Source organism: Rhizobium sp. GR12, from assembly GCF_036596185.1.
Classification (GTDB): Bacteria; Pseudomonadota; Alphaproteobacteria; order Rhizobiales; family Rhizobiaceae; genus Agrobacterium; species Agrobacterium nepotum.
This window is the reverse complement of the sequence record NZ_JASXTH010000004.1, coordinates 1-18,953: the sequence shown is the minus strand read 5'-3', so window position 1 is coordinate 18,953 and position 18,953 is coordinate 1. Positions and strand designations below refer to the sequence as shown.

The following is an 18,953-nucleotide window of genomic DNA, read 5'->3' as shown; positions in this document are numbered from 1 at the left end:
CTGCTGCTCGGATCGCTGCAGTCGTTTATCCCGCTGACATATCCCTTCTAGTCACTATACGCGATCGAAGCGCCGGCATAGTCGATAGACACATCGTGCAATTCGAACTCGCTGAGGCTCTGTATAACCGCTTCGCGTGCAAACTTTGGCGCATATACGAGAAGAAAGCCAGAACCTCCCGCACCGAGAAGCTTTGCACCCGTGGCACCCGCTTCAAGAGCCCGCGCATAGGCATCGTCAATCAACGGATTTGATATGCCTTGAGCAAGTTCGCGTTTGCGGCGCCAGCCTTCTTTGAGATACTCACCAATCACGTCCACGTCACGGCAGATGTCGCCACGCAGCTGGCGAGCCTGATCAGCCATGAATTTCAAGTTATCTATGACATCCGCCTTCGATGCCGAATTTTTGCTTTGCCGTGCCAGAATTTCGCTCGCAGAACGGCTCCCTCCGAGATAAAATAGCAGCAGGTTATTTTCAAGTTGCTCGCGCTGCGGCCCTGACAAAGGTACAGCCTCATGCATAACCGTTCCGTCGCGTGTAAACTCGATAAAATTAATTCCGCCTAGAGCGCAGCCATACTGATCTTGTTTGCCGATCGGTTCGCCAAGCTTTTCGATTTCGACAGCACACGCTTGCTCTGCCAGTGCCGCACGGGATACATGCCTCCCCTGATAGGCGTGACATACATTCAGTAGTCCTACCGTGAAGGCACTCGACGACCCCATGCCTGTGCCAGTAGGAACGTCCGCACTTGAACTCAAATCCACTCTATCAACTTGCAGGTCCGAAAAGACCTGTCGGATGATCCGATGTTGGATCTGACCCACGGTTTCGGGCGTCTCTACATGGGAATATTTCAAAATATAGCCTTTTGGCTCGAAATACTCATGCATCGCCAAGTATATATATTTCCGAATAGAGAAGCTTAAGACTGCCCCTCCGTGTCGTTGATAGAAGCTCGGCAAATCGCTCCCCCCCCCAACAAGGCTTATTCTAAGGGGGGTTCTAGAGATTATCATGAGAATTCCCACGTTAAGTTGGGTAGAGCGGAGGCCAAATCATCTTCGACCCAATTGGGCTCGACATCTGGAAAAAGGCGACGGTCATTGCCGTTGTGGCCGCTGCGGACCAAAACAGATGACATCGCGACGGCTTTAGCTGCCGCAATATCGCAGTACCTGTCGCCGACCAACCAAGATCGGCCCAAGTCGATACCGTGACGTCTTGCGGCCTGTTGCAGTAACCCGGGCAGCGGTTTGCGACAATCGCATGTGATCTTTAATTCCACAATTTCACCTTCCCATCCAGCTTCCGGATGATGAGGACAGATGAAATAATCGTCTATGAAGGCACCCGTGCTTTCGGCCAATTGTGCGTCGAGTTCCGCATGTACAGCATCAAGCTCTTGCCAGCTAAGCAAGCCCTTAGCCAGTCCCGGCTGGTTTGTGACACAGATAACCGGAATACCAGCGTCATTTGCCGTACGGATCGCCTGCGCCGCACCATCGACAAGCATCATATCGCGCACGGAATAAACTCCATCGCGTTCGACATTAATAACGCCGTCGCGGTCCAAGAAAAGCGCTGGCTTAGGCGTCTGCCGATTGAGACGTTGGACACGTCCATCTTCCAGATGCCGTTCAGCCTTTTTTATTCTCTCGGGCGTACCAACATCCTTTGCGTATTCACAACTACGGTAGGCATAAAGCGCCTCAGACTCCGCCAGCGTCGAGAAAATATCACGCCCCCAATCCGAGGCGCCTGCCGAAGGAATGTAATTCAACGCGAGTGGAAAAAGGACGTAAAGCGCAGCACTGACAAGATTTGGCAACCTGCCTTCATCATTATGCGGCTTCGGATGAAACTGCCGAATACGGCCAAAACGATCCACCGTCAGTAAATCGCTATCGTGCGGGTGATCGTTCGGATGAACAAAGAGCGTCCCTGCTCCACCGCGTTCCAAGGCGAACTCGACGAACGCTGCAAAATCAACGTCAAATAAGATGTCGCCGTAAACGACAATAAAAGGTTCTGTCAGGTTGGTCGCAATCTGCCGAAACGAACCTGCTGTCCCTAGCGGTATGGTCTCAGTCACATGGCTGATTTTTACACCAAAACGTGCGCCGTCACCAAAATGATCCTCAATGACCGATGCTAGATGCCCGTTCAAAAAAATGAAATCACGGAAACCAGACGTGGCAATATTTTCGACGACCATCTCAAGCAGAGGCTTCCCGCGAACAGGTACCATCGGCTTAGGTATACCATCCAGTCCCAGCCTTGTACCTTTCCCTCCGCAAAGCACGACAACCTTCATCGCTGCTCTTTCCAGATCGCCTTCGCGGCGGCGCGAATCGCATCGTCAGACGTCATAGTAGGCTGCCAGCCGAGGAAATTCAGTGCGGACGTATCATATTCAAACTTAGGCACGTCACCGATCCAGCCTCGGTCACCACCGGTATATGATATTTCGGCTTTCTCGCCAGACTCCTCGACTACGATTTGAGCGATGTCCGCAACGGTAGAACGAGTATCAGCCCCAACGTTATATATATTTATTTTTTGGTCGGTCTTTTCCCAAACAAGCAAAATAGCGCGAACAAGGTCCTCAACATACAGATATGGTTTCACCTGCGTTCCGTCGCCGAGAACGGTAAGTAGCCCCGGCGTAGCAATCAACTTGCGAACGAAATCATAGACTGCACCATGGGTCGCCCTAGGACCAACGACATTGGGAAACCGGGTGACCCAAGCTTTTATTCCGTAATTTTCGCAATAAGAACTGATAAAAGCCTCAGAAGCCAGTTTACCAGCTCCATAGTGGGAAATCGGGACAAGCGGCCCGTAAGTTTCAGCGACCTTCCCCTTCGTTTCGCCATAAATCGCCGAAGTCGAAGCGAACACTATCTGTTTCACTCCAAATTTACGGGCGGCTTCAAGCACCTGAAATGTAGTAAGAAATGTCTTTTTTAGGTCTATAGACGGCGACGCATGTGAACGCGCAATATCGGAATTCGCGGCCATATGAAAAATACACTCGAAATCACCGCGCTTTACTACGTCCTCAAAGCGGGCCTCATCGAGAATATCACCCTCGACAAATTCTAACGCACCAATTTCTAACTGGTGCTTAATGTTCCGGCGACGTCCCAAAGACAAATCATCATACGCGATGACCTCGTGCCCCTTGGCAATAAGATAGTCACAGAGGAAGCTGCCAATAAAGCCGGCACCACCAGTTACAAGAATTTTCATAATTTCTCCCTGAAGAGACTTTTGTAGCTTATGCGCCCGGCGAACTGCACGCTACACCTGACCCGACTCGTCCCGCCGGTTTGCTATGAATTGAGCGATTATATGCATAATAGCCTGATGACAGTCTTCGACGACACCATAATTATCCGCAGCGGCGTGCAAAGATATATCGCAAGCGTCCTTGAGCTTTCCTCCACTGAAGCCTGACAGTCCAATCACGGACATACGTTTGTCTTGTGCATGCTTTACTGCCGAAAGAATGTTTCCGCTATCTCCTGAGGACGAAATTGCAATTAAGACATCACCAGCTTCGCCGAAAAAATCGACCTGCGTTGAAAACACATTTTCGAAGCCGTAGTCATTTGCAATCGCGGAATAAAGCGCGACGTTTGAACTGAGTGAATGCGTTTTGATCGTCGAGTGACCTGAACAGGACGTACCCTTTGTCCAGTCACAGCAAAGATGGTCAGCGATTGCCGCCGACCCGCCGTTGCCGACTACATATATCCTGCTGCCGTCGCGCCCAGCAGAGAAAACCACTTCGGCAGCACGCTCCAGCGCAGCAAAGTCCAGCGATTCCATCGCATGCTTAAATGCCTCAACATAATCAATGGCAAAGCTTGCGATGTCGGAGCGATCAAATTTTCTATTTCTGTGACGTGGATCAGCGACCATTTAAATCCCCAAAAATGCGGTTGGGTTACCCGTATTTAAGTAGAAAAGCAATGACCTGCGCTCCAACAAAATGGTAAATATTGACTGCGTTAGTAGAAGCAGAGAGATACGATAGGGTTCAAAAGCGTCTGATTTTAAGCTACGACTAGCACCTGCAGGCTCCGATGACACAGGCGTAGCGACGGGGAAGTTCTACAATTGATGCGAGCTGGACGGATGCGAGGAAGTTATCATCGCGCTTGTCGTATCGCGTTGCGACTGCACGGAAGTGTTTGAGTTTGTGGAAAAACCTCTCGACTGCACTGCGCTTCTTGTAGAGCCGCTGGCTGAAGATGGGAATGTCGGCATGGGGCGGATGCAACCCCGTGCTCCAACGGCCTTGAGGTCCTGCCGCAACCGGTCACTGTCATAAGCGCGATCGGCCAGAAGGATGTTTCCAGCCTGAACGGTCTCCAACATATCGGCTGCCGAGCGTCCGTCATGAGCCTGGCCTGCTGTCAGTTTCAGTCGGATTGGACGGTCGTCTGCATCGACCAAAGGTAAGCGGCAAGCTGACCCCATCTGGCGTAGTTAGAGCGTGCGCCTGTATTGCAGATAGACGATTCACAAACTGTGAGCTTCTATGTCTGCGCCTGGCTCTGGAACCAGAAACTTCCATATGATCGAGGCTGTCCCTGAGCGCCTGGAAGGCGCTCCAAGGCAGTTCCGCCGACGTTGGTCGGATGAATTCAAAGAACATGCTGTTGCAGAGGCGATTGAACCGGGTGCCAGTGTTTCAGCGATCGCACATCGCATTGGAATTCATCCATCGCAGTTATTTGGCTGGCGTCGCGATGCTCGGGAGCGACAGCGATCCGCGTCGTCCGGAGCCGCTGTTTGCACGCAAGCCGGTTCTGGCGGCTCAAATTCGGTGATTGATGTTGTCATCGGCGATGTTGTTATCCGGGCCGGATCGGATGTTGACGCGGCGCAGCTGCAACGGGTGATCCGGGCGGTACGTTCAGCATGATCCCCTCAGGCGTCAAAGTCTTCCTCGCGAGCCATCCAATCGACTTTCGCAAGGGGCCTGACAGCTTGCTGTCGCTGGTTCGAGATGCTGGCAGCGATCCGTTCAGCGGTTAGAAAAGGCGCAGTTCTGCTGGCCGCGCATTGGTCACAACCGGGTCCAGCTCAACAATGCCCAGCTTCTGGCTTTGGTGGATGGAATGGACTGGAAACGCGTTCGATCAACACCCATCAAGCCGCCAGAGATTGTTGGGTAAAACCCCTGCGGCGAATTGAATCATGCACCTGAAACTGCGGGCGGATCACAGCAAAATATGCTCTGATCATCCCCATGACGCGACCCGAGATAGAGCTCCCGGATGATGTAGAGGCGCTCAAGGCCATGGTTCTTGCCATGGCCGAAAAGGCCGCTCGCGTCGAGGCTTTGGAAAAGCAGGTCGACGATCTCGAGGCCCGAAATGCTGATGCCGATGAGCGCATCGAGCGGCTGACACAGATCCTGAAAGCTTTTGACCGCGCGCGCTTTGGGCGGCGTTCAGAGAAACTTGCAGCGGCCAGTGTCGATGACGAGCAGCATGCCTTTGTCTTTGAGGAGATCGAGACCGGCATTGCGGCGATCAGGGCCAAGGTTACGAGTGGCATCAACAAAGACGGTAAACGTCCACCGAGGCCACGCAAGGGCTTTGCGCCGCATCTGGAGCGTATTGAGGTGGTGATCGAGCCGGAAGACTTGCCGGAGCATACGGGCAAGACAAAAATTCTGATCGGAGAAGACATATCCGAACGATTGGATGTCGTTGCAGCGAAGTTCCGTGTCATTGTCACGCGCCGTCCCAAATACGCTTTTAAGAACGAAGATGGCGTGATCCAGGCTGCGGCCCCGACACATATCATTGAGGCGGGCATCCCAACCGAAGCGCTTCTGGCCCAGATTGCCGTCTCCAAATATGCCGATGGCCTACCACTCTATCGGCAGGAAGCGATCTACGCCCGCGACAAGGTCGACCTTGACCGCAGGCTAATGGCTCAATGGATGGGAAAACTGGGGTTCGAGCTCGATATCCTCGCCGATTACATCCTGGACGAAATCAAGAAGGCGGAACGAATATTTGCCGACGAGACGACCCTGCCGACACTGGCGCCTGGGTCCGGGTCGGCGAAAACGGCATGGCTATGGGCCTATGCCAGGGATTACCGACCGTTCGGAGGCAACGGCCCTCCCATGGCGGCCTATCGCTTCGAAGACAGTCGGGCGACCGATTGCGTGGCACGGCACCTCAGCGGCTATCGCGGGATTCTGCAAGTTGACGGGTACGGGGCCTACAGCAAGCTTGTCCGCAAGGACGGCGGCAACGACGGCGTTATTCTGGCTGGCTGCTGGGCACATAGCCGCCGCAAGTTCTATGAATTGCATGTCGCCAAAAGCTCCAAGGTGGCAACAGAGACAGTCGAGCGAATGGCAACGCTCCGGGAAATAGAAGATACCGTCCGTGGCCAAAGCCCTGGGGCGCGTGTCGCTGCTCGACAAGAACGCTCGGCGGCGATAGTCCGTGACCTCTTCACTCTCTGGCAGACGACTTTGCCGCGAGTATCAGGCAAATCCAAACTCGCCGAAGCTCTACGGTACTCGATCAAGCGTCGTGACGTCTTCGAGCGCTTCCTGACCGACGGCCGTGTCGAAGTCGACTCCAACATAGTCGAGCGCGCGATCAGACCGCAGGCGATCACAAGAAAAAACAGTCTCTTCGCTGGCAGTGACGGTGGCGGCAGGACATGGGCGACAATCGCGACGCTGCTGCAGACTGCAAAGATGAATTCTGTCGATCCCCAGGCCTGGCTGACGCAGACGCTCGAGCGCCTCGCAAATGGCTGGCCTAACAGCGAAATCGATGCCCTTATGCCGTGGAGCTACAAGGCCTGAACGGCCTCAGCTTGCCGCTTACGACCAAAGCATGGATTTTGGTTGTCAGCCCGCCACGCGAGCGACCCATGCAATTGGATCGTTCGTCTTTTTTGACCGTTAGCGGCGTGTTGATGCACACGGATCGACGAACTGTCGATCATCTGGATATCGCCATCGTAAACCTCTGTTATTGCTTTGAGAATACGCGACCAATGACCCGCATGGCGCCATCGATTGAAGCGGTTTACGCAGGTCGTATAAGGGCCGTATCGGGCTGGAATATCCGCCCAAGGCGCACCGGTTCTTAGACGCCAGAAGATATCATTCAATACCGTCGGCGATCCGGATGCGCAATACTGCAAACCGTGCGGTCAAGCGACCTTTTGTGCTGCGGCGCCAACTGACCCTCTTCCAGCTTACAGATGCCAACATCGTTTTGGCGGCAACCGAAAGGGTGTCGGGGATCGAATGCTTGCGAGGATGGCCATGACCGGAGACGGGAAAGATCAATCCGACATCATCGGAATAAACCTTCTGATGCTTGGGGATACCGACCGCCCGGGTGAGGCCACGTTCACTCAGCCCTTTTCTGAACGAAGCGGACAGGCCGTAACCTGCGTCAGCCAGCACTGTGCCAAACCGGACACCGGTCACAATCAACCGATCGATCTCGGCAAGAGCAATCTCCGGCTTCGTGCGGAATACCCGCGTGTCGTCTGGGACCCCAGCTTTTGCCATGGGCTCCTGATCACCGATCCAGCTATCCGGCAGGAACAGACGCGAGCCAACCGGAACCGGAATCTCGTCTCGCGCAAACGTCACCGACACCAACGTCTGGCAATTTGCTCTCTTGCCCAGCATCGAGGCGTATTGTGGCGCAACTCCGACCGAGTGATCGCCCTTCTTCGGCAGGCCGGTGTCATCGACCAACAGAAACGCATCGGATGCGCCAACGATCCTGTCCGCCTGCCGCGCAAGCTCGGTCTCAAGAGGAACAGCATCCCAAAGGCCATCGGAAATGAAATGATGGAGCCGGTCGTACTGGCCTGGAGCGAACCGTTCCGCCATCGGCTCGATACTCTTGCGGTCGCCGGGACCGAGAAGCCCCGACACATAAAGTGGACACATCTGTCGTCGATTCTTGTGTCCCAGCTTCTCCAGAAACGGCTGCAAAAAGGCTGAAAGCTCCGTATCCCAATCCATCACATCGCGTCCCTAAAGTGGGAGCGCAAATCATCTCAAACCAGGCTTAACCGAATCTGCCAAAGTAGTGCCAGAGCGTCAGTTCAGGTCGGCGAGTAGGAAAACACCATATTCTGACAATTGAAGATGTCAGCCAAGCGCATTTGATAGGCGCATTCGTGGAAACTCACTGGAAACGGGAATGAGGACGAGTTCAGGACATTGACACTATCTGATCTACGATCTATTTGGCTTCGATGCCGGATCTGTGACGTCTCAGATATGCGGAGGCAACATGAAAAAAGCGAAATCTGTCACTAAGCTAAACGTGATCAATTCGTTTTGCGTATGCAACAATTGACTGCAGAGCAATCCAGCAGCCTCAGACAAACCAAAAACAAATCAAGGATGTTTCCGTGATAGGGTCGTTTTTGTCGCCAAACGACAAAAAGTTGCTGATGCGGCTTTTTAAAGAAAATTTCAAAAAACACGTCGGCTGGTACTCCGCAGCAATCGCGGCGATGTTCGTTGTCGCCGGAACCACGTCCCTCAGTGCATGGATAATGCGCGATATCGTTAACAGCGTTTATCTGAAGCGAGGTTTTGACGTTGTTCTCGAGATTGCATTTGCAGTAGCTGCCATCTTTATTGTTAAGGGCCTCGCGACGTTCGTACAAAGCTATTACCTGAGCAAGGCAGGTAACAGCATCGTTGCAGAACAACAACGTAAAATCTATGATCGGCTTTTGAAGCAGGGCGTCTCGTTTTTTCAGAATCTGCCATCGTCCGAACTACTTATTCGCGTTACCTACAACGCGCAGGCCGCCCGTAGTATCATAGATACTATTGTTACATCATTTGTACGCGACCTGTTTTCCCTAATTGGCCTGATCATCGTGATGTTCGCTCAGAATTTCCTTCTGAGTGCGATTTCGATGATCGTTGGGCCTATTGCAATTTTTAGCGTTCGTCTCGTTCTGCGGCGTGTGCGCAAGATCATGGAAGCGGAACTTGCTTCGCTGGGCGAAATTGTTAACGTCGTACAGGAAACGAGCATCGGCGTACGCGTCATAAAGGCATTCTCCCTCGAAAAACTGATGCGTCAGCGGATGAGCAAGGCTGTGTCGGATGTCGAACATCGGGCAAATGGTATTGCTAAGCTTGAGGCGGCGACGAGCCCAATCATGGAAACGCTGTCCGGTCTAGCTATCGCGGCCGTAATTGCTGTTTCCGGCTACACCGTTCTCGAAAAAGGCGGATCCCCGGGCGATCTGATGGCCTTTATAACAGCATTGCTTCTTGCCTATGAGCCTGCAAAACGCTTGGCGCGTATGCGTGTACAGATTGAAAGCGGTATGATCGGCGTGCGCATGATGTTCGACATCCTTGACGCTCCCCTGACACTCACCGAAAAGAAAGATGCCCTGCCGCTCCCCACGGCAAGCGGCAATGTGGAACTCAAGAACGTCAGCTTCGAGTATGTTTCTGACCAGCCGGTTTTGAAAGACATCAGCGTTCTCTTCGAGGGTGGCAAGATGACAGCGCTGGTCGGGCCATCCGGCAGTGGCAAGTCGACGATCATCAACCTGATAATGCGGCTTTATGATCCGCAAAGCGGTTCCGTCGAGATCAACGGAATGGATTTGCGCGACGTGTCCTTTGCCAGCCTGCGCGAGCATGTTTCTTACGTCGGCCAGGAAACCTTCCTTTTTTCTGGAACGGTGAAGCACAACATTTCCGTCGGGCGCGACAACGCTACCGATGAGGAAATCATTGCTGCAGCCAAAGCGGCCAATGCGCATGATTTCATCATGAAGATGCCGGAAGGCTACGACTCCAAACTGGGCGAAAACGGCTCCGGGCTGTCCGGTGGCCAGCGGCAGCGTATTGCTATCGCCCGCGCCATGCTGAGAGATGCGGACATATTGATCCTCGATGAAGCAACGAGCGCGCTCGATTCGGAATCCGAAGCGCTTGTCCGGGACGCGCTTGAGCGGTTGACGCTCAACAAGACATCCATTGTCATTGCCCACCGGCTTTCCACGATCAACCGGGCCGACAAGATTGTCGTCATGGATAATGGTCAGGTTGTCGAGCAGGGTAGCCGTCGCGAATTACTCGCCACCGATGGTCTGTACAAGCGCTTGCACAGCATCCAGTTCGATGCGGACGTAGCCTAATTCAAACAATTATTGGGCGGCATTGCCGCCCGATCTTTATCAAACGGACTTGTGATATTCCGTACATTAGGCCAGCCGATTACCCGGCGATTTCCATAGTCGATCCCAAGTTTGCAAATGCCCTGACTGCGGCGCCGCCTCCCGTCCAGAGCACAGTGGCTATTTCGGATGATTGCCGATCTGCCGCGCGAGGGCCGGAGGATCGAATTGCATCTGACGATCCGACCCTTTGTTTGTAAGCGGCAAGCTGACCCCATCTGGCGTCAGTAGCGCGGGCTCCGTTATTGCATAGGTATCCTTTCGGTGAAGGCGCGGATATGGAAGCAAGCCAGATTTTTATGGCCAGCTATTCACGCGGCAATTTGTCGGCAACGATCCTAACTCTTCGGCGGTCAAACCTGTCAGCGTCGGCATTTCCCAATCGAACAATCTATGATTATCAATGGCATAATTAATTAGCAGTCGAGTGGTGTACAGCTCTCCGAGGGATAATTCGGTATGAGGGACGACCTCGGCAACTTTGTTTGCAATGGCATCGACCAATGACCCGAGTGTTGTCGACACGATCACGATGTGGCCGTCAGTTTCGAGCTGGAGGAGCGCCTCGTGCACGGCGTTTCTCAGGCCGGAATCATCCATCTATGCTGTCCATCTGGTTTTCCAAATCGGTCCTTCTTTGTATGTGAGCCTTCGGGAACTGCGCCCTGTCGGTGTAACGCTAGCCGACCGCATCTGAGCGAGCAATTTTTACGATTAGCTTGGGTATGGTGCTTGTGCACTCGTCAGCTAGCGCCGCCGGTTAGGCAGCCTGGCCTCTTGGAGACTTCGGCGGCGTCCAATTCCACGGAAGTAGTTGCTCCAGCCTGGTAATCGGCGTGTCAGCGATGCGGGCAAGAACGTCGGCAAGCCACGCCTGCGGATCGATGTGGTTGAGCTTGAGGCCTCCGAACGGTCGATCGTTCCGGACATAGGTCCAGATGCGGCCCGTATCGGTCTTCCCTTGGCCAAGATCGGCACGGTCGTGTCATCGCCGTGCAGACGTTCGGCAGCAGTGAATGGGTTTCAATGCCGCGGCGCATGCTCCGACCTGATCGGCCAGCGTCGACAAGCTGAGGTCGACGCCTTCGCGGGCATAGCGTTCGCTCTGACGGTTGAGCGGCTGGTGCTGGGCGAACTTCTCAAACAGGATCATCGCCAGCAGGTTCGGTCCTGCAAAACCGCGGGGCGTTACGTGGAATGGTGCAGGCGGCTGCGTGATCTTCTCGCACTGGCGGCAGGTAAACTTCTCCCGCACCGTCTGGATGACCGTAACCGGTGTTCCGATCCCACATTGTCCTCGCCTTCCTGATCTGGGATCGGCTTTCCATGGACGAGCAAGGGAGTTTCTCCATGGAGACTACATTGGAGGTTCTCACGGCCAGGAAGTCTGGACGTGAGGTTCACCGGCACTGGCCGGATGACGTTAAGGCGCAGATCGTTTCAGAGAGCCTTCGGCCAGGCGCGATGGTGAATGAGGTCGCAGAGCGCCATGGCTTGAAGCCGAACCACCTTTCCACCTGGCGGACGATGGCGCGTCAGGGCAAATTGGTTCTGCCTGCACCCGAGGATGCGGTGGAGTTCGCAGCGGTGATCGTCGATCCACCTGTTCTGGAGCCGCCGATCAAGAAAGCTAGTCGCCCCGAGATCATGTTCGGTGCTGTCACTATCCGATTGGAAGAAGGCGCATCTGCCGCCCGCATCGCCGCTGTAGCACGTGCCTGCGCGGTTTCGGCATGATCCTTCCATCGAACCGCGTTCGGATCATGGTGGCGACCAAGCCAGTCGACTTCCGCAAGGGTCATGATGGACTGGCGGCGCTGGTCAAAAACGACCTGCACAGGAACCCGTTCACCGGGGCGGTCTTTGTATTCCGCTCGCGCAAAGCGGATCGGCTGAAGCTGATCTACTGGGATGGCAGCGGTCTGGTGATGGCCTACAAGCGCCTGGAGGAGCACACGTTCACCTGGCCGGATATTCGGGACGGCTTGATGACCTTGGGCCATGCCCAATTCGAGGCGCTGTTTGCGGGGCTCGACTGGCGTCGGGTTCGTGCCGTTGAGGCAAGAGCGCCGACAGCAATCGAATAGGTGCGTCACGATGACTCGGGTGGCAAATTCCGGCGGTGAACCGAGGCGGTATTTGATAAACTTCCACCATGTTGGACGCCGCCGATCTTCCCGACGGTGTTGCTGCCTTGAAGGCGATGCTGATCGCCGCGCAAGCGCGTGAAGTCCGCAAAGATGAGCGGATCGAGCGGCTTGAGAAGCTGGTCGCCGCTTTCAAGCAGGCTGCCTTCGGGCGCAAATCCGAGAAGGTCGATCCCGACAATTCGATCTCGCACTGGAGGACTTGGAAACGGCCATTGCGGCCGTCCATGCCGAAGACGAGGCCGATAGCCCTCTGGGCAAGCAGCATCCCAAACCACGTGTCGCCAATCGCGGCTCTCTTCCCGCCCATCTTCCGCGTATCGAGGAGATCATCGAGCCGCAGAGCTTGATCTGCCCCTGCGGTGGAGGTCTGCATTGCATCGGCGAAGATGTGTCCGAGCGGCTGGATGTCATCCCGGCGCAGTTCCGCGTCATTGTAACCCGTCGTCCCAAATATGCCTGCCGTGCTTGCACCGACGGCGTCGCACAGGCTCCGACACCTGCTCGACTGATCCACGCCGGATTGCCTACCGAGGCAACCATCGCGCATGTGCTGGTGTCCAAATATGCCGATCACCTGCCGCTCAATCGGCAGGCCCAGATCATGAGCCGACAGGGCATCGATCTCGACCGCTCCACTCTTGCCGATTGGGTCGGCCGGGCAGCGTTCGAATTACGCCCCGTCTTCGATGCACTGATTGCCGACTTGAAGCGCTCGACCAAGCTGTTCATGGACGAGACCGGTGCCCCGGTGCTTGATCCCGGCTCCCGCAAAACCAAGACCGGCTACTTCTGGGCGCTCGCGCGGGATGATCGTCCTTGGGGCGGCGGTGCTCCGCCAGGCGTCGCCTTTACCTACGCTCCCGGTCGCGGAGGCATTCATGCCGAACGGATATTGCAGGGCTTCTCCGGCATCCTGCAAGTCGATGGCTATGCCGGATACAACAGGCTGATCGCGCCAGACCGTGTCGGCGCGGACATCAGGCTTGCCTATTGTTGGGCCCATGCTCGGCGCAAGCTGGTGGAGATCACTCGCAATGGAACAGCACCGATTGCCGAAGACGGCGTCAAACGGGTCGGGGAATTGTATCGGATCGAGGCCGAACTGCGTGGCCTTGATCCTGAGGCTCGCCTTGCTGCGCGGCAGGAACGATCAGCGCCACTCGTCGCCGACATGCAGACCTGGCTCGTCCATCACCGTGCCCGTGTCGCGACCAAGTCCCCACTCGGCGAGGCTTTGGCCTACATTGCAAAATACTGGGATGGCCTGAAGCTGTTCCTGACCGACGGTAGCATCGAGATCGACAACAACAGCGTGGAGCGGACCATCCGGCCGATAGCTCTCAATCGCAAGAACGCACTATTTGCAGGGCACGATGCCGGGGCCGAGAACTGGGCGACCATCGCCTCGCTCATCGAGACCTGCAAACTCAATACTGTCGATCCGCTGGCCTATCTGACCAGCACACTCACTGCCATCGTCAACGGCCACAAGCAGAGCCAGATCGAGGGACTTCTGCCGTGGAATTCTCCGGCCCTTTGCGTCCAACGCCCCTCTTCCGGGAGGGTGGTTCTTGAAGTAAAATACTTCGATGAAAAACGAATTGGTTCATGAAATCTGGCTCGATCCCGAGCCAGATGGTCAACTACTGCCTGGTCTTTGCCTAGCTGGTCCCATGGGAGACGACTTTAGAGCGCTCCTTAATGAGGGGGCTGTGAAGGCGGGCGAAATAACTGGGCACAACCATTTCGATGTCATGACAAAATACTGGAAGCTTCAGGGCTGGGGCGAGTACCACACGGAGCACCGACAGGATCACGAGCCATATCCGGAAGAATGGGTTCGAATCCAACGCCCTTTTATCGACAGTAGGTGAATATGCAGATTGACTGCGATGACCACTAAGTTGCCATGGCGTTGAACACCGCTCATCTCACAGGCGAGCACTGTACTTTTGGTCCAGTGTAATCAGGACACCGCTTACGGATGACCTTCCACTGACGTGGGATCACCTCCAGGATCTCGGTAATGTCTTCGCCAAGCTTCGACAGTTTGGCCGATCCGCAGCAGGCGCAATTGGCGGGAGCGGCGATGACGACGCGCTCGCGTGGCAGGTGTTCGGGAAAGGGCTTGCGTGACGGACGCCTGTGCTCGAGGGCTTTGACGGCTGAGGCTTTGGTTGCGTTCTCCGCCGCCAGTTCATCTTCACCGGCGTCCGCTTCCAACTCCTCGAGTTGCAGTTCCATCTGCCGCATGAGCTGCGCCTTGCTCGGACCGGCTGCCGTAGAGTTCACGGCGAACCTTGTCGATCTCCAGCTTCAGCCGCGCGATCAGCGCCTCGGAATGCGATACGAGTGCCTTTGCACTGGCAGCTTCCGCCTTGGCGGTCGCCGCTTCTGCTTCAGCGGCAACACGCCGGGCGCGTTCCTGGGTCAGCAATGCAAGAGCACTCGCAAGGTCGTCCGGAAACTCTTCGGCCGCGTTGCTCATGACAGGATGGAATCATATTCGGTCCCGTCATTCCAGCGTTTTTGCTCATCCGGCAGACGTCGGTCGCCAGGTCTTTTGCGGCATACGCCAGTCAATGCCCTCCAGCAGGTAGCCCAGCTGCGCAGGCGTGATCACCACCGTGCCATCGGCTGCTGATGGCCAGATGAAGCGTCCGCGCTCCAGCTTTTTCGTGAACAGGCAGGCTCCCTGACCGTCATGCCAGATCACCTTGATCAGGCCACCACCTCTACCGCGGAATACAAACAGGTGCCCACACATCGGGTCACGCTTCAGCGCTTCCTGCACTATCAACGACAGACCGGGGAAGCCTTTGCGCATGTCGGGTGTAGCCCGTCGCCAGCCAGACCTTCACACCAGCATGAACCGGGATCATCGTAGCCCCAGCACGCAATCGAGAATACGGCCAAGCGCTTCGGTGTCGATGTCGCTATCCACGTGGACACGCCAGCCCCCGACCCAGCTCAATCGTGACATCGCTGCGCTTTCGACGAGGTTGGGATATAGTGGGCGGCTCCGGCTGAACGGGAGAGGCTGTCGAAGCGGCCTCGGATACGATCACCGGCACCAACACGGTAGCAGTCTCGGTCTGCGGCTCCTCGATCCGGCACAGTTCCTTGCGCCAACGGAACAATTGGCTGACATGGATGGCCTACCACTCTATCGGCAGGAAGCGATCTACGCCCGCGACAAGGTCGAACCTGACCGCAGGCTAATGGCTCAATGGATGGGAAAGCTGGGGTTCGAGCTCGACATCCTCGCCGACTACATCCTGAACGAAATCAAGAAGGCGGAACGGATATTTGCCGATGAGGCGACCCTGCCGACACTGGCGCCTGGGTCCGGATCGGCGAAAACCGCATGGCTATGGGCATATGCCAGGGATGACCGACCATTTGGATGCAACGGTCCACCGATGGTTGCCTACCGCTTCGAAGACAGCAGGGCGACCGATTGCGTGGCACGGCACCTCAGCAGCTATCGCGGGATTCTGCAGGTTGACGGGTACGGGGCCTACAGCAAGCCTGTCCGCAGGGACGGCGGCAACGACGGCGTTATTCTGGCTGGTTGCTGGGCGCATAGTCGTCGCAAATTCTATGAACTGCATGTCGCCAAAAGCTCCAGGGTCGCCACAGAAACGGTCGAGCGAATGGCGACACTCTGGGAGATCGAGGAAACCATCCGTGGCCAATACCCTGAGGCGCGTGTCGCAGCCCGACAAGAACGCTCGGCAGAGATCGTCCGTGATCTCTTCGCTCTCTGGCAGACGACCTTGCCGCGCGTGTCGGCCAAATCCAGACTCGCTGACGCTCTACGGTACTCGATCAAGCGTCGTGACGTCTTCGAGCGCTTCCTGACCGACGGCCGTATCGAGATCGACTCCAACATAGTCGAGCGAGCGATCAGACCGCAGGCGATTACAAGAAAAAATAGCCTCTTCGCTGGCAGTGATGGTGGCGGCAGGACATGGGCGACAATCGCGACGCTGCTGCAGACTGCAAAGATGAATTCTGTCGATCCCCAGGCCTGGCTGACGCAGACGCTCGGGCGAAATCGATGCCCTTATGCCGTGGAGCTACAAGGCCTGAACGGCCTCAGCTTATTGCTTACCTTTGTTTGTATTGCCGCTTACTACCGCCGAAAGATTTTCGCCGAACGCTTCTGTGACGTGTGATCCGTCCAATGGCTCGCCGAACGGCCCGTCTGGACTGCCTCGTTCGGCATCTCTCTTGTATTGGGTGGTCGCCCGGCGGCGCGCTTTGCCGATCGTCTAGGACTGCCGTTGAACAATGACACGCTGTTGCGAACTGTTCGCCGGTACGATCGCCCGCCACCAACGCCACCGCGTGTGATCGGCATCAAGGACTGGGCATGGCGGCGCAATCATCGATATGGTACGATCATTTGTGACTTTGAACGGCGAAAGACGATCGCCTTGTTGCCCGGCCGAGAACCTTCGACCGCCAAGGCTTGGCTAGTCGAACAGCCGCAGATCGAAGTCGTCGCACGCGACCGCAGTGGCGGGTATGCGCAGGCCGCTACGCAGTCCCTACCGCACCGCTTACATAGCGCCTTCTAATTGAGACTTATGAGGCACGCGAGATGGGCTTGACCGTGTCCCCGCTAACCCACCTCCGTAGCCGATGAACCTTGGCGTTCACATACCGCACCCACCATTCATCGAAATAGCACAGTGGCCACGCGAGAGACACACAGAGCAACGCTGTGGTGGCGAATAAAGGCACGCCTCCGCTTGTAAAGACGTGAAGAAAAAGCCAACTCGAGACTGAGCCGAGTATCAGAAAGTGGACGAGGTACAGGGAAAAGCTGAGACGACCGAGCACGAACATCAGCCGGTGGTTCATGACGCCATATATCTTGCCGTTCGTCATAGTCGCAAATATTACGCAGGCGGAGCCAGCAGAGTAAATAATGGACCATGCGGCTTGTGGAGACACTGCTGCGACGGGTGATGACCATGCGTATGCGTGTGAAGGTTCGAAATATCCAAGTAAATAAATACCAAAACCCAGAACTCCCGCAGACAAGTAAAAATTGACCCGAAGCACCTCCCATCTGCTTATCGCAAAAGATACTCCCACTCCTACGATGAACGGTAGCGTGAAAGCCACGCTAGCTAAGGCGGTCAATCCAGTTAGTGAAACGCCAAAAGCGATTACGAGGCACACCACGCTGATTAAGCCAATTGACTTCTTGTTGCTCAACTTCGAAAGGACTGGCGCTGCGACGAAAACGATAACGCTGCCATAGTACTCGTAGACCATTGTCCAGAGACTTGGGTTTATTCCCGACTGCCCTGAGAAAAAAGTCGTCAGTCCCTGCCAGATGGCATCAAAGAATGAGGGATAGTTTCCGTTAAAAGAAGAATGTCCAAACGTTTGCATCCAATAGCTGCCGCTCTTTGCCCCGGCCTCCTCGTAGAAATACAAATCTGTCTGGAACAGGAGCGCGCTAAATAGGCAAGCAATGACAACCGGTCCAGCGAGCCTCGGCCAGCGCTTTAATCCAGACCAAAGGGAGCGATATGGAGCGGGGTTTTTGAAGTATCCCCAACTCAAAACGAACCCGGAAAGGGTGAAAAAGAAAAAAACTGCTCCGTTGCCGTTTATGAAAAAGAAGAAAGGCGAGCCCACTAGGCTGCCATCGTTACGCTTGTCGGCTATGATTCCAGATATCGAAGGATGAAACGCCAGAATGAAATGGTGAACCGCCACGATTATGGCTGCGATGCCTCTCTGGCCCTCTAGTGGTATGAGTTTGCCAGATGACGAATATTCCGAACGCACGGCGAGTGAAATCCTCTTAATCTCCATCCCCTTGGGCATGAATGGCTATTGTATCTTTGCGCGAAACCGCTTCCAAAAGGAAGGTTTTTCCAGGGGAACAAACAATTCGACCACAACATCAGCAACAATTGATGCCGGTTTCCTGCTAACCACGGTCAAAAACTGAAGGGCCTCGTCGTGGAAGACGTTAATGATTTCCAGTCCGACAGATTCGGTGAAAACCCTAGCCGCTCGGTCGTTGAAAAACGTATAGTGTGAATACACGACATATGGATCGCGATACGCGGGAACCTGCCAGACGAAAAGGCCCCCTTCTTTCAGCTTCGTAGTCACGGCCCTACCAAGCTCAAAAGCGTTAGGGATATGCTCCAACGTGTGCCACATAAAAATGGCATCCACGTCGCCAAGAACGTCATCAAGTGACTCAGCGACCTTCAGCTTATCTCCCAGACCAAACTGAGGTACTGTTTTGTTTAGAAGATCGATGTTGATATCGATCGCCCACGACGTCTCGTAGAACGAGCAAGCGGCAGCAGCTAAATACCCCTCACCGGCACCAAGATCGACAACCGATTGTCCTCCGATGATGTTCCCAACCAAATAATTCAAGAAAGAAATGTTCTCTCTGTTCTGGTGCAGGCGGAGGTCATCAATTTTTTGGCTATAGAACCGTAAGCGCGAATTTCTGTGCGCCTTCTGAGGCGCAGTGCTCTGATGCATGAAGTGTCCACCAAAAATAGGTGGACA

The 18,953-nt window shown here is 55.1% G+C and carries 14 protein-coding genes and 8 pseudogenes; 9 read left to right on the top strand and 13 right to left on the bottom strand.

Annotation, left to right across the window (positions count from 1 at the left end; all coding sequences use genetic code 11):
• Window positions 1-47 precede the first annotated feature (47 nt).
• The 5 genes and pseudogenes from QSK43_RS07970 to QSK43_RS07950 form a co-directional block, all read right to left on the bottom strand.
• Window positions 48-896 (bottom strand): GHMP family kinase ATP-binding protein, encoded by an 849-nt coding sequence (locus tag QSK43_RS07970; protein WP_332303302.1) that lies wholly within the window; start codon window positions 894-896, stop codon window positions 48-50.
• A 122-nt stretch (window positions 897-1,018) separates the two neighbouring features.
• Window positions 1,019-2,320 carry an HAD-IIIA family hydrolase gene (locus tag QSK43_RS07965; RefSeq protein ID WP_332302995.1) on the bottom strand — a complete coding sequence of 434 codons (1,302 nt, stop codon included), beginning with the start codon at window positions 2,318-2,320 and terminating at the stop codon, window positions 1,019-1,021.
• Window positions 2,317-3,258, bottom strand: coding sequence for an NAD-dependent epimerase/dehydratase family protein (locus QSK43_RS07960; RefSeq protein ID WP_332302994.1), 942 nt, complete (start codon window positions 3,256-3,258; stop codon window positions 2,317-2,319). The genes QSK43_RS07965 and QSK43_RS07960 overlap by 4 nt, the downstream gene beginning before the upstream one ends.
• Window positions 3,259-3,309: 51 nt before the next feature.
• Window positions 3,310-3,933: an SIS domain-containing protein gene (locus QSK43_RS07955; RefSeq protein ID WP_332302993.1), complete on the bottom strand. Its 624-nt coding sequence runs from the start codon at window positions 3,931-3,933 to the stop codon at window positions 3,310-3,312.
• Window positions 3,934-4,078: 145 nt separating this feature from the next.
• Window positions 4,079-4,470, bottom strand: a pseudogene (locus QSK43_RS07950) (transposase); the annotation flags it as partial.
• Between the two features lie 121 nt (window positions 4,471-4,591).
• Between QSK43_RS07950 and QSK43_RS07945 the strand changes: the two are divergent.
• From QSK43_RS07945 to tnpC (QSK43_RS07940), 3 genes and pseudogenes are all read left to right on the top strand, one after another.
• Entirely contained in the window at window positions 4,592-4,942 is a 351-nt protein-coding gene (locus tag QSK43_RS07945; RefSeq protein ID WP_332302992.1) for a transposase, read from the top strand.
• 112 nt (window positions 4,943-5,054) lie between these two features.
• Window positions 5,055-5,195 (top strand): annotated as a pseudogene (locus tag QSK43_RS27135) (hypothetical protein); the annotation flags it as partial.
• A gap of 74 nt (window positions 5,196-5,269) precedes the next feature.
• Window positions 5,270-6,859 carry an IS66 family transposase gene (tnpC, locus tag QSK43_RS07940; RefSeq protein WP_332302991.1) on the top strand — a complete coding sequence of 530 codons (1,590 nt, stop codon included), beginning with the start codon at window positions 5,270-5,272 and terminating at the stop codon, window positions 6,857-6,859.
• Window positions 6,860-6,881: 22 nt separating this feature from the next.
• Here the strand turns inward: tnpC (QSK43_RS07940) and QSK43_RS07935 are convergent.
• Together QSK43_RS07935 and QSK43_RS07930 are read right to left on the bottom strand one after the other, a co-directional pair.
• A pseudogene (locus QSK43_RS07935) lies at window positions 6,882-7,173 on the bottom strand (IS5 family transposase); the annotation flags it as partial.
• Window positions 7,172-8,044 (bottom strand): annotated as a pseudogene (locus QSK43_RS07930) (IS701 family transposase); the annotation flags it as partial. The pseudogenes QSK43_RS07935 and QSK43_RS07930, both read right to left, overlap by 2 nt.
• A gap of 395 nt (window positions 8,045-8,439) precedes the next feature.
• Here QSK43_RS07930 and QSK43_RS07925 point away from each other — a divergent pair.
• Window positions 8,440-10,203: an ABC transporter ATP-binding protein gene (locus tag QSK43_RS07925; protein ID WP_332302990.1), complete on the top strand. Its 1,764-nt coding sequence runs from the start codon at window positions 8,440-8,442 to the stop codon at window positions 10,201-10,203.
• Window positions 10,204-10,539: 336 nt separating this feature from the next.
• Here the strand turns inward: QSK43_RS07925 and QSK43_RS07920 are convergent, their stop codons facing one another.
• Window positions 10,540-10,842, bottom strand: coding sequence for a hypothetical protein (locus QSK43_RS07920; protein ID WP_332302989.1), 303 nt, complete (start codon window positions 10,840-10,842; stop codon window positions 10,540-10,542).
• A gap of 160 nt (window positions 10,843-11,002) precedes the next feature.
• A pseudogene (locus tag QSK43_RS07915) lies at window positions 11,003-11,509 on the bottom strand (IS66 family transposase); the annotation flags it as partial.
• Window positions 11,510-11,592: 83 nt separating this feature from the next.
• On the opposite strand from QSK43_RS07915, the gene tnpA reads away from it, so the two are divergent.
• The 3 genes and pseudogenes from tnpA to tnpC (QSK43_RS07900) all read left to right on the top strand — a co-directional run bounded on the left by tnpA (window position 11,593) and on the right by tnpC (QSK43_RS07900) (window position 14,004).
• Window positions 11,593-11,979 (top strand): IS66-like element accessory protein TnpA, encoded by a 387-nt coding sequence (gene tnpA, locus QSK43_RS07910; protein WP_164000639.1) that lies wholly within the window; start codon window positions 11,593-11,595, stop codon window positions 11,977-11,979.
• Complete coding sequence (tnpB, locus tag QSK43_RS07905; RefSeq protein ID WP_332302988.1) at window positions 11,976-12,329, top strand: IS66 family insertion sequence element accessory protein TnpB; 354 nt, start codon at window positions 11,976-11,978, stop codon at window positions 12,327-12,329. Before tnpA ends, tnpB (QSK43_RS07905) begins: the two co-directional genes overlap by 4 nt.
• 68 nt (window positions 12,330-12,397) lie before the next feature.
• Window positions 12,398-14,004 (top strand): annotated as a pseudogene (gene tnpC, locus QSK43_RS07900) (IS66 family transposase).
• Between the two features lie 368 nt (window positions 14,005-14,372).
• Here tnpC (QSK43_RS07900) and QSK43_RS07895 read toward each other — a convergent pair.
• Both QSK43_RS07895 and tnpB (QSK43_RS07890) read right to left on the bottom strand, forming a co-directional pair.
• Window positions 14,373-14,880 (bottom strand): annotated as a pseudogene (locus QSK43_RS07895) (IS66 family transposase zinc-finger binding domain-containing protein); the annotation flags it as partial.
• 45 nt (window positions 14,881-14,925) lie between these two features.
• A complete protein-coding gene (gene tnpB / locus QSK43_RS07890) occupies window positions 14,926-15,219 on the bottom strand; it encodes an IS66 family insertion sequence element accessory protein TnpB (RefSeq protein ID WP_442967795.1) in 294 nt (97 codons plus the stop codon).
• Between the two features lie 325 nt (window positions 15,220-15,544).
• Between tnpB (QSK43_RS07890) and tnpC (QSK43_RS07885) the strand changes: the two are divergent.
• Both tnpC (QSK43_RS07885) and QSK43_RS07880 read left to right on the top strand, forming a co-directional pair.
• Window positions 15,545-16,487, top strand: a pseudogene (tnpC, locus tag QSK43_RS07885) (IS66 family transposase); the annotation flags it as partial.
• A 260-nt stretch (window positions 16,488-16,747) separates the two neighbouring features.
• On the top strand, window positions 16,748-16,978 hold the full coding sequence (locus QSK43_RS07880; RefSeq protein ID WP_332303301.1) for a transposase: 231 nt from the start codon (window positions 16,748-16,750) through the stop codon (window positions 16,976-16,978).
• A gap of 7 nt (window positions 16,979-16,985) precedes the next feature.
• Here the strand turns inward: QSK43_RS07880 and QSK43_RS07875 are convergent, their stop codons facing one another.
• Window positions 16,986-18,245: an acyltransferase family protein gene (locus QSK43_RS07875; protein ID WP_332302987.1), complete on the bottom strand. Its 1,260-nt coding sequence runs from the start codon at window positions 18,243-18,245 to the stop codon at window positions 16,986-16,988.
• 6 nt (window positions 18,246-18,251) lie between these two features.
• The coding region (locus tag QSK43_RS07870) for a class I SAM-dependent methyltransferase (RefSeq protein WP_332302986.1) at window positions 18,252-18,953 on the bottom strand (702 nt) is incomplete at its 5' end.

What these genes read in the sequence shown, in the direction of transcription:
- QSK43_RS07970 (WP_332303302.1), bottom strand. Translation starts at nt 896, where the DNA reads ATGCATGAGTATTTCGAGCCAAAAGGCTATATTTTGAAATATTCCCAT.
- QSK43_RS07965 (WP_332302995.1), bottom strand. Translation starts at nt 2,320, where the DNA reads ATGAAGGTTGTCGTGCTTTGCGGAGGGAAAGGTACAAGGCTGGGACTG.
- QSK43_RS07960 (WP_332302994.1), bottom strand. Translation starts at nt 3,258, where the DNA reads ATGAAAATTCTTGTAACTGGTGGTGCCGGCTTTATTGGCAGCTTCCTC.
- QSK43_RS07955 (WP_332302993.1), bottom strand. Translation starts at nt 3,933, where the DNA reads ATGGTCGCTGATCCACGTCACAGAAATAGAAAATTTGATCGCTCCGAC.
- QSK43_RS07945 (WP_332302992.1), top strand. Translation starts at nt 4,592, where the DNA reads ATGATCGAGGCTGTCCCTGAGCGCCTGGAAGGCGCTCCAAGGCAGTTC.
- tnpC (WP_332302991.1), top strand. Translation starts at nt 5,270, where the DNA reads ATGACGCGACCCGAGATAGAGCTCCCGGATGATGTAGAGGCGCTCAAG.
- QSK43_RS07920 (WP_332302989.1), bottom strand. Translation starts at nt 10,842, where the DNA reads ATGGATGATTCCGGCCTGAGAAACGCCGTGCACGAGGCGCTCCTCCAG.
- tnpA (WP_164000639.1), top strand. Translation starts at nt 11,593, where the DNA reads ATGGAGACTACATTGGAGGTTCTCACGGCCAGGAAGTCTGGACGTGAG.
- tnpB (WP_332302988.1), top strand. Translation starts at nt 11,976, where the DNA reads ATGATCCTTCCATCGAACCGCGTTCGGATCATGGTGGCGACCAAGCCA.
- tnpB (WP_442967795.1), bottom strand. Translation starts at nt 15,219, where the DNA reads ATGCGCAAAGGCTTCCCCGGTCTGTCGTTGATAGTGCAGGAAGCGCTG.
- QSK43_RS07875 (WP_332302987.1), bottom strand. Translation starts at nt 18,245, where the DNA reads ATGCCCAAGGGGATGGAGATTAAGAGGATTTCACTCGCCGTGCGTTCG.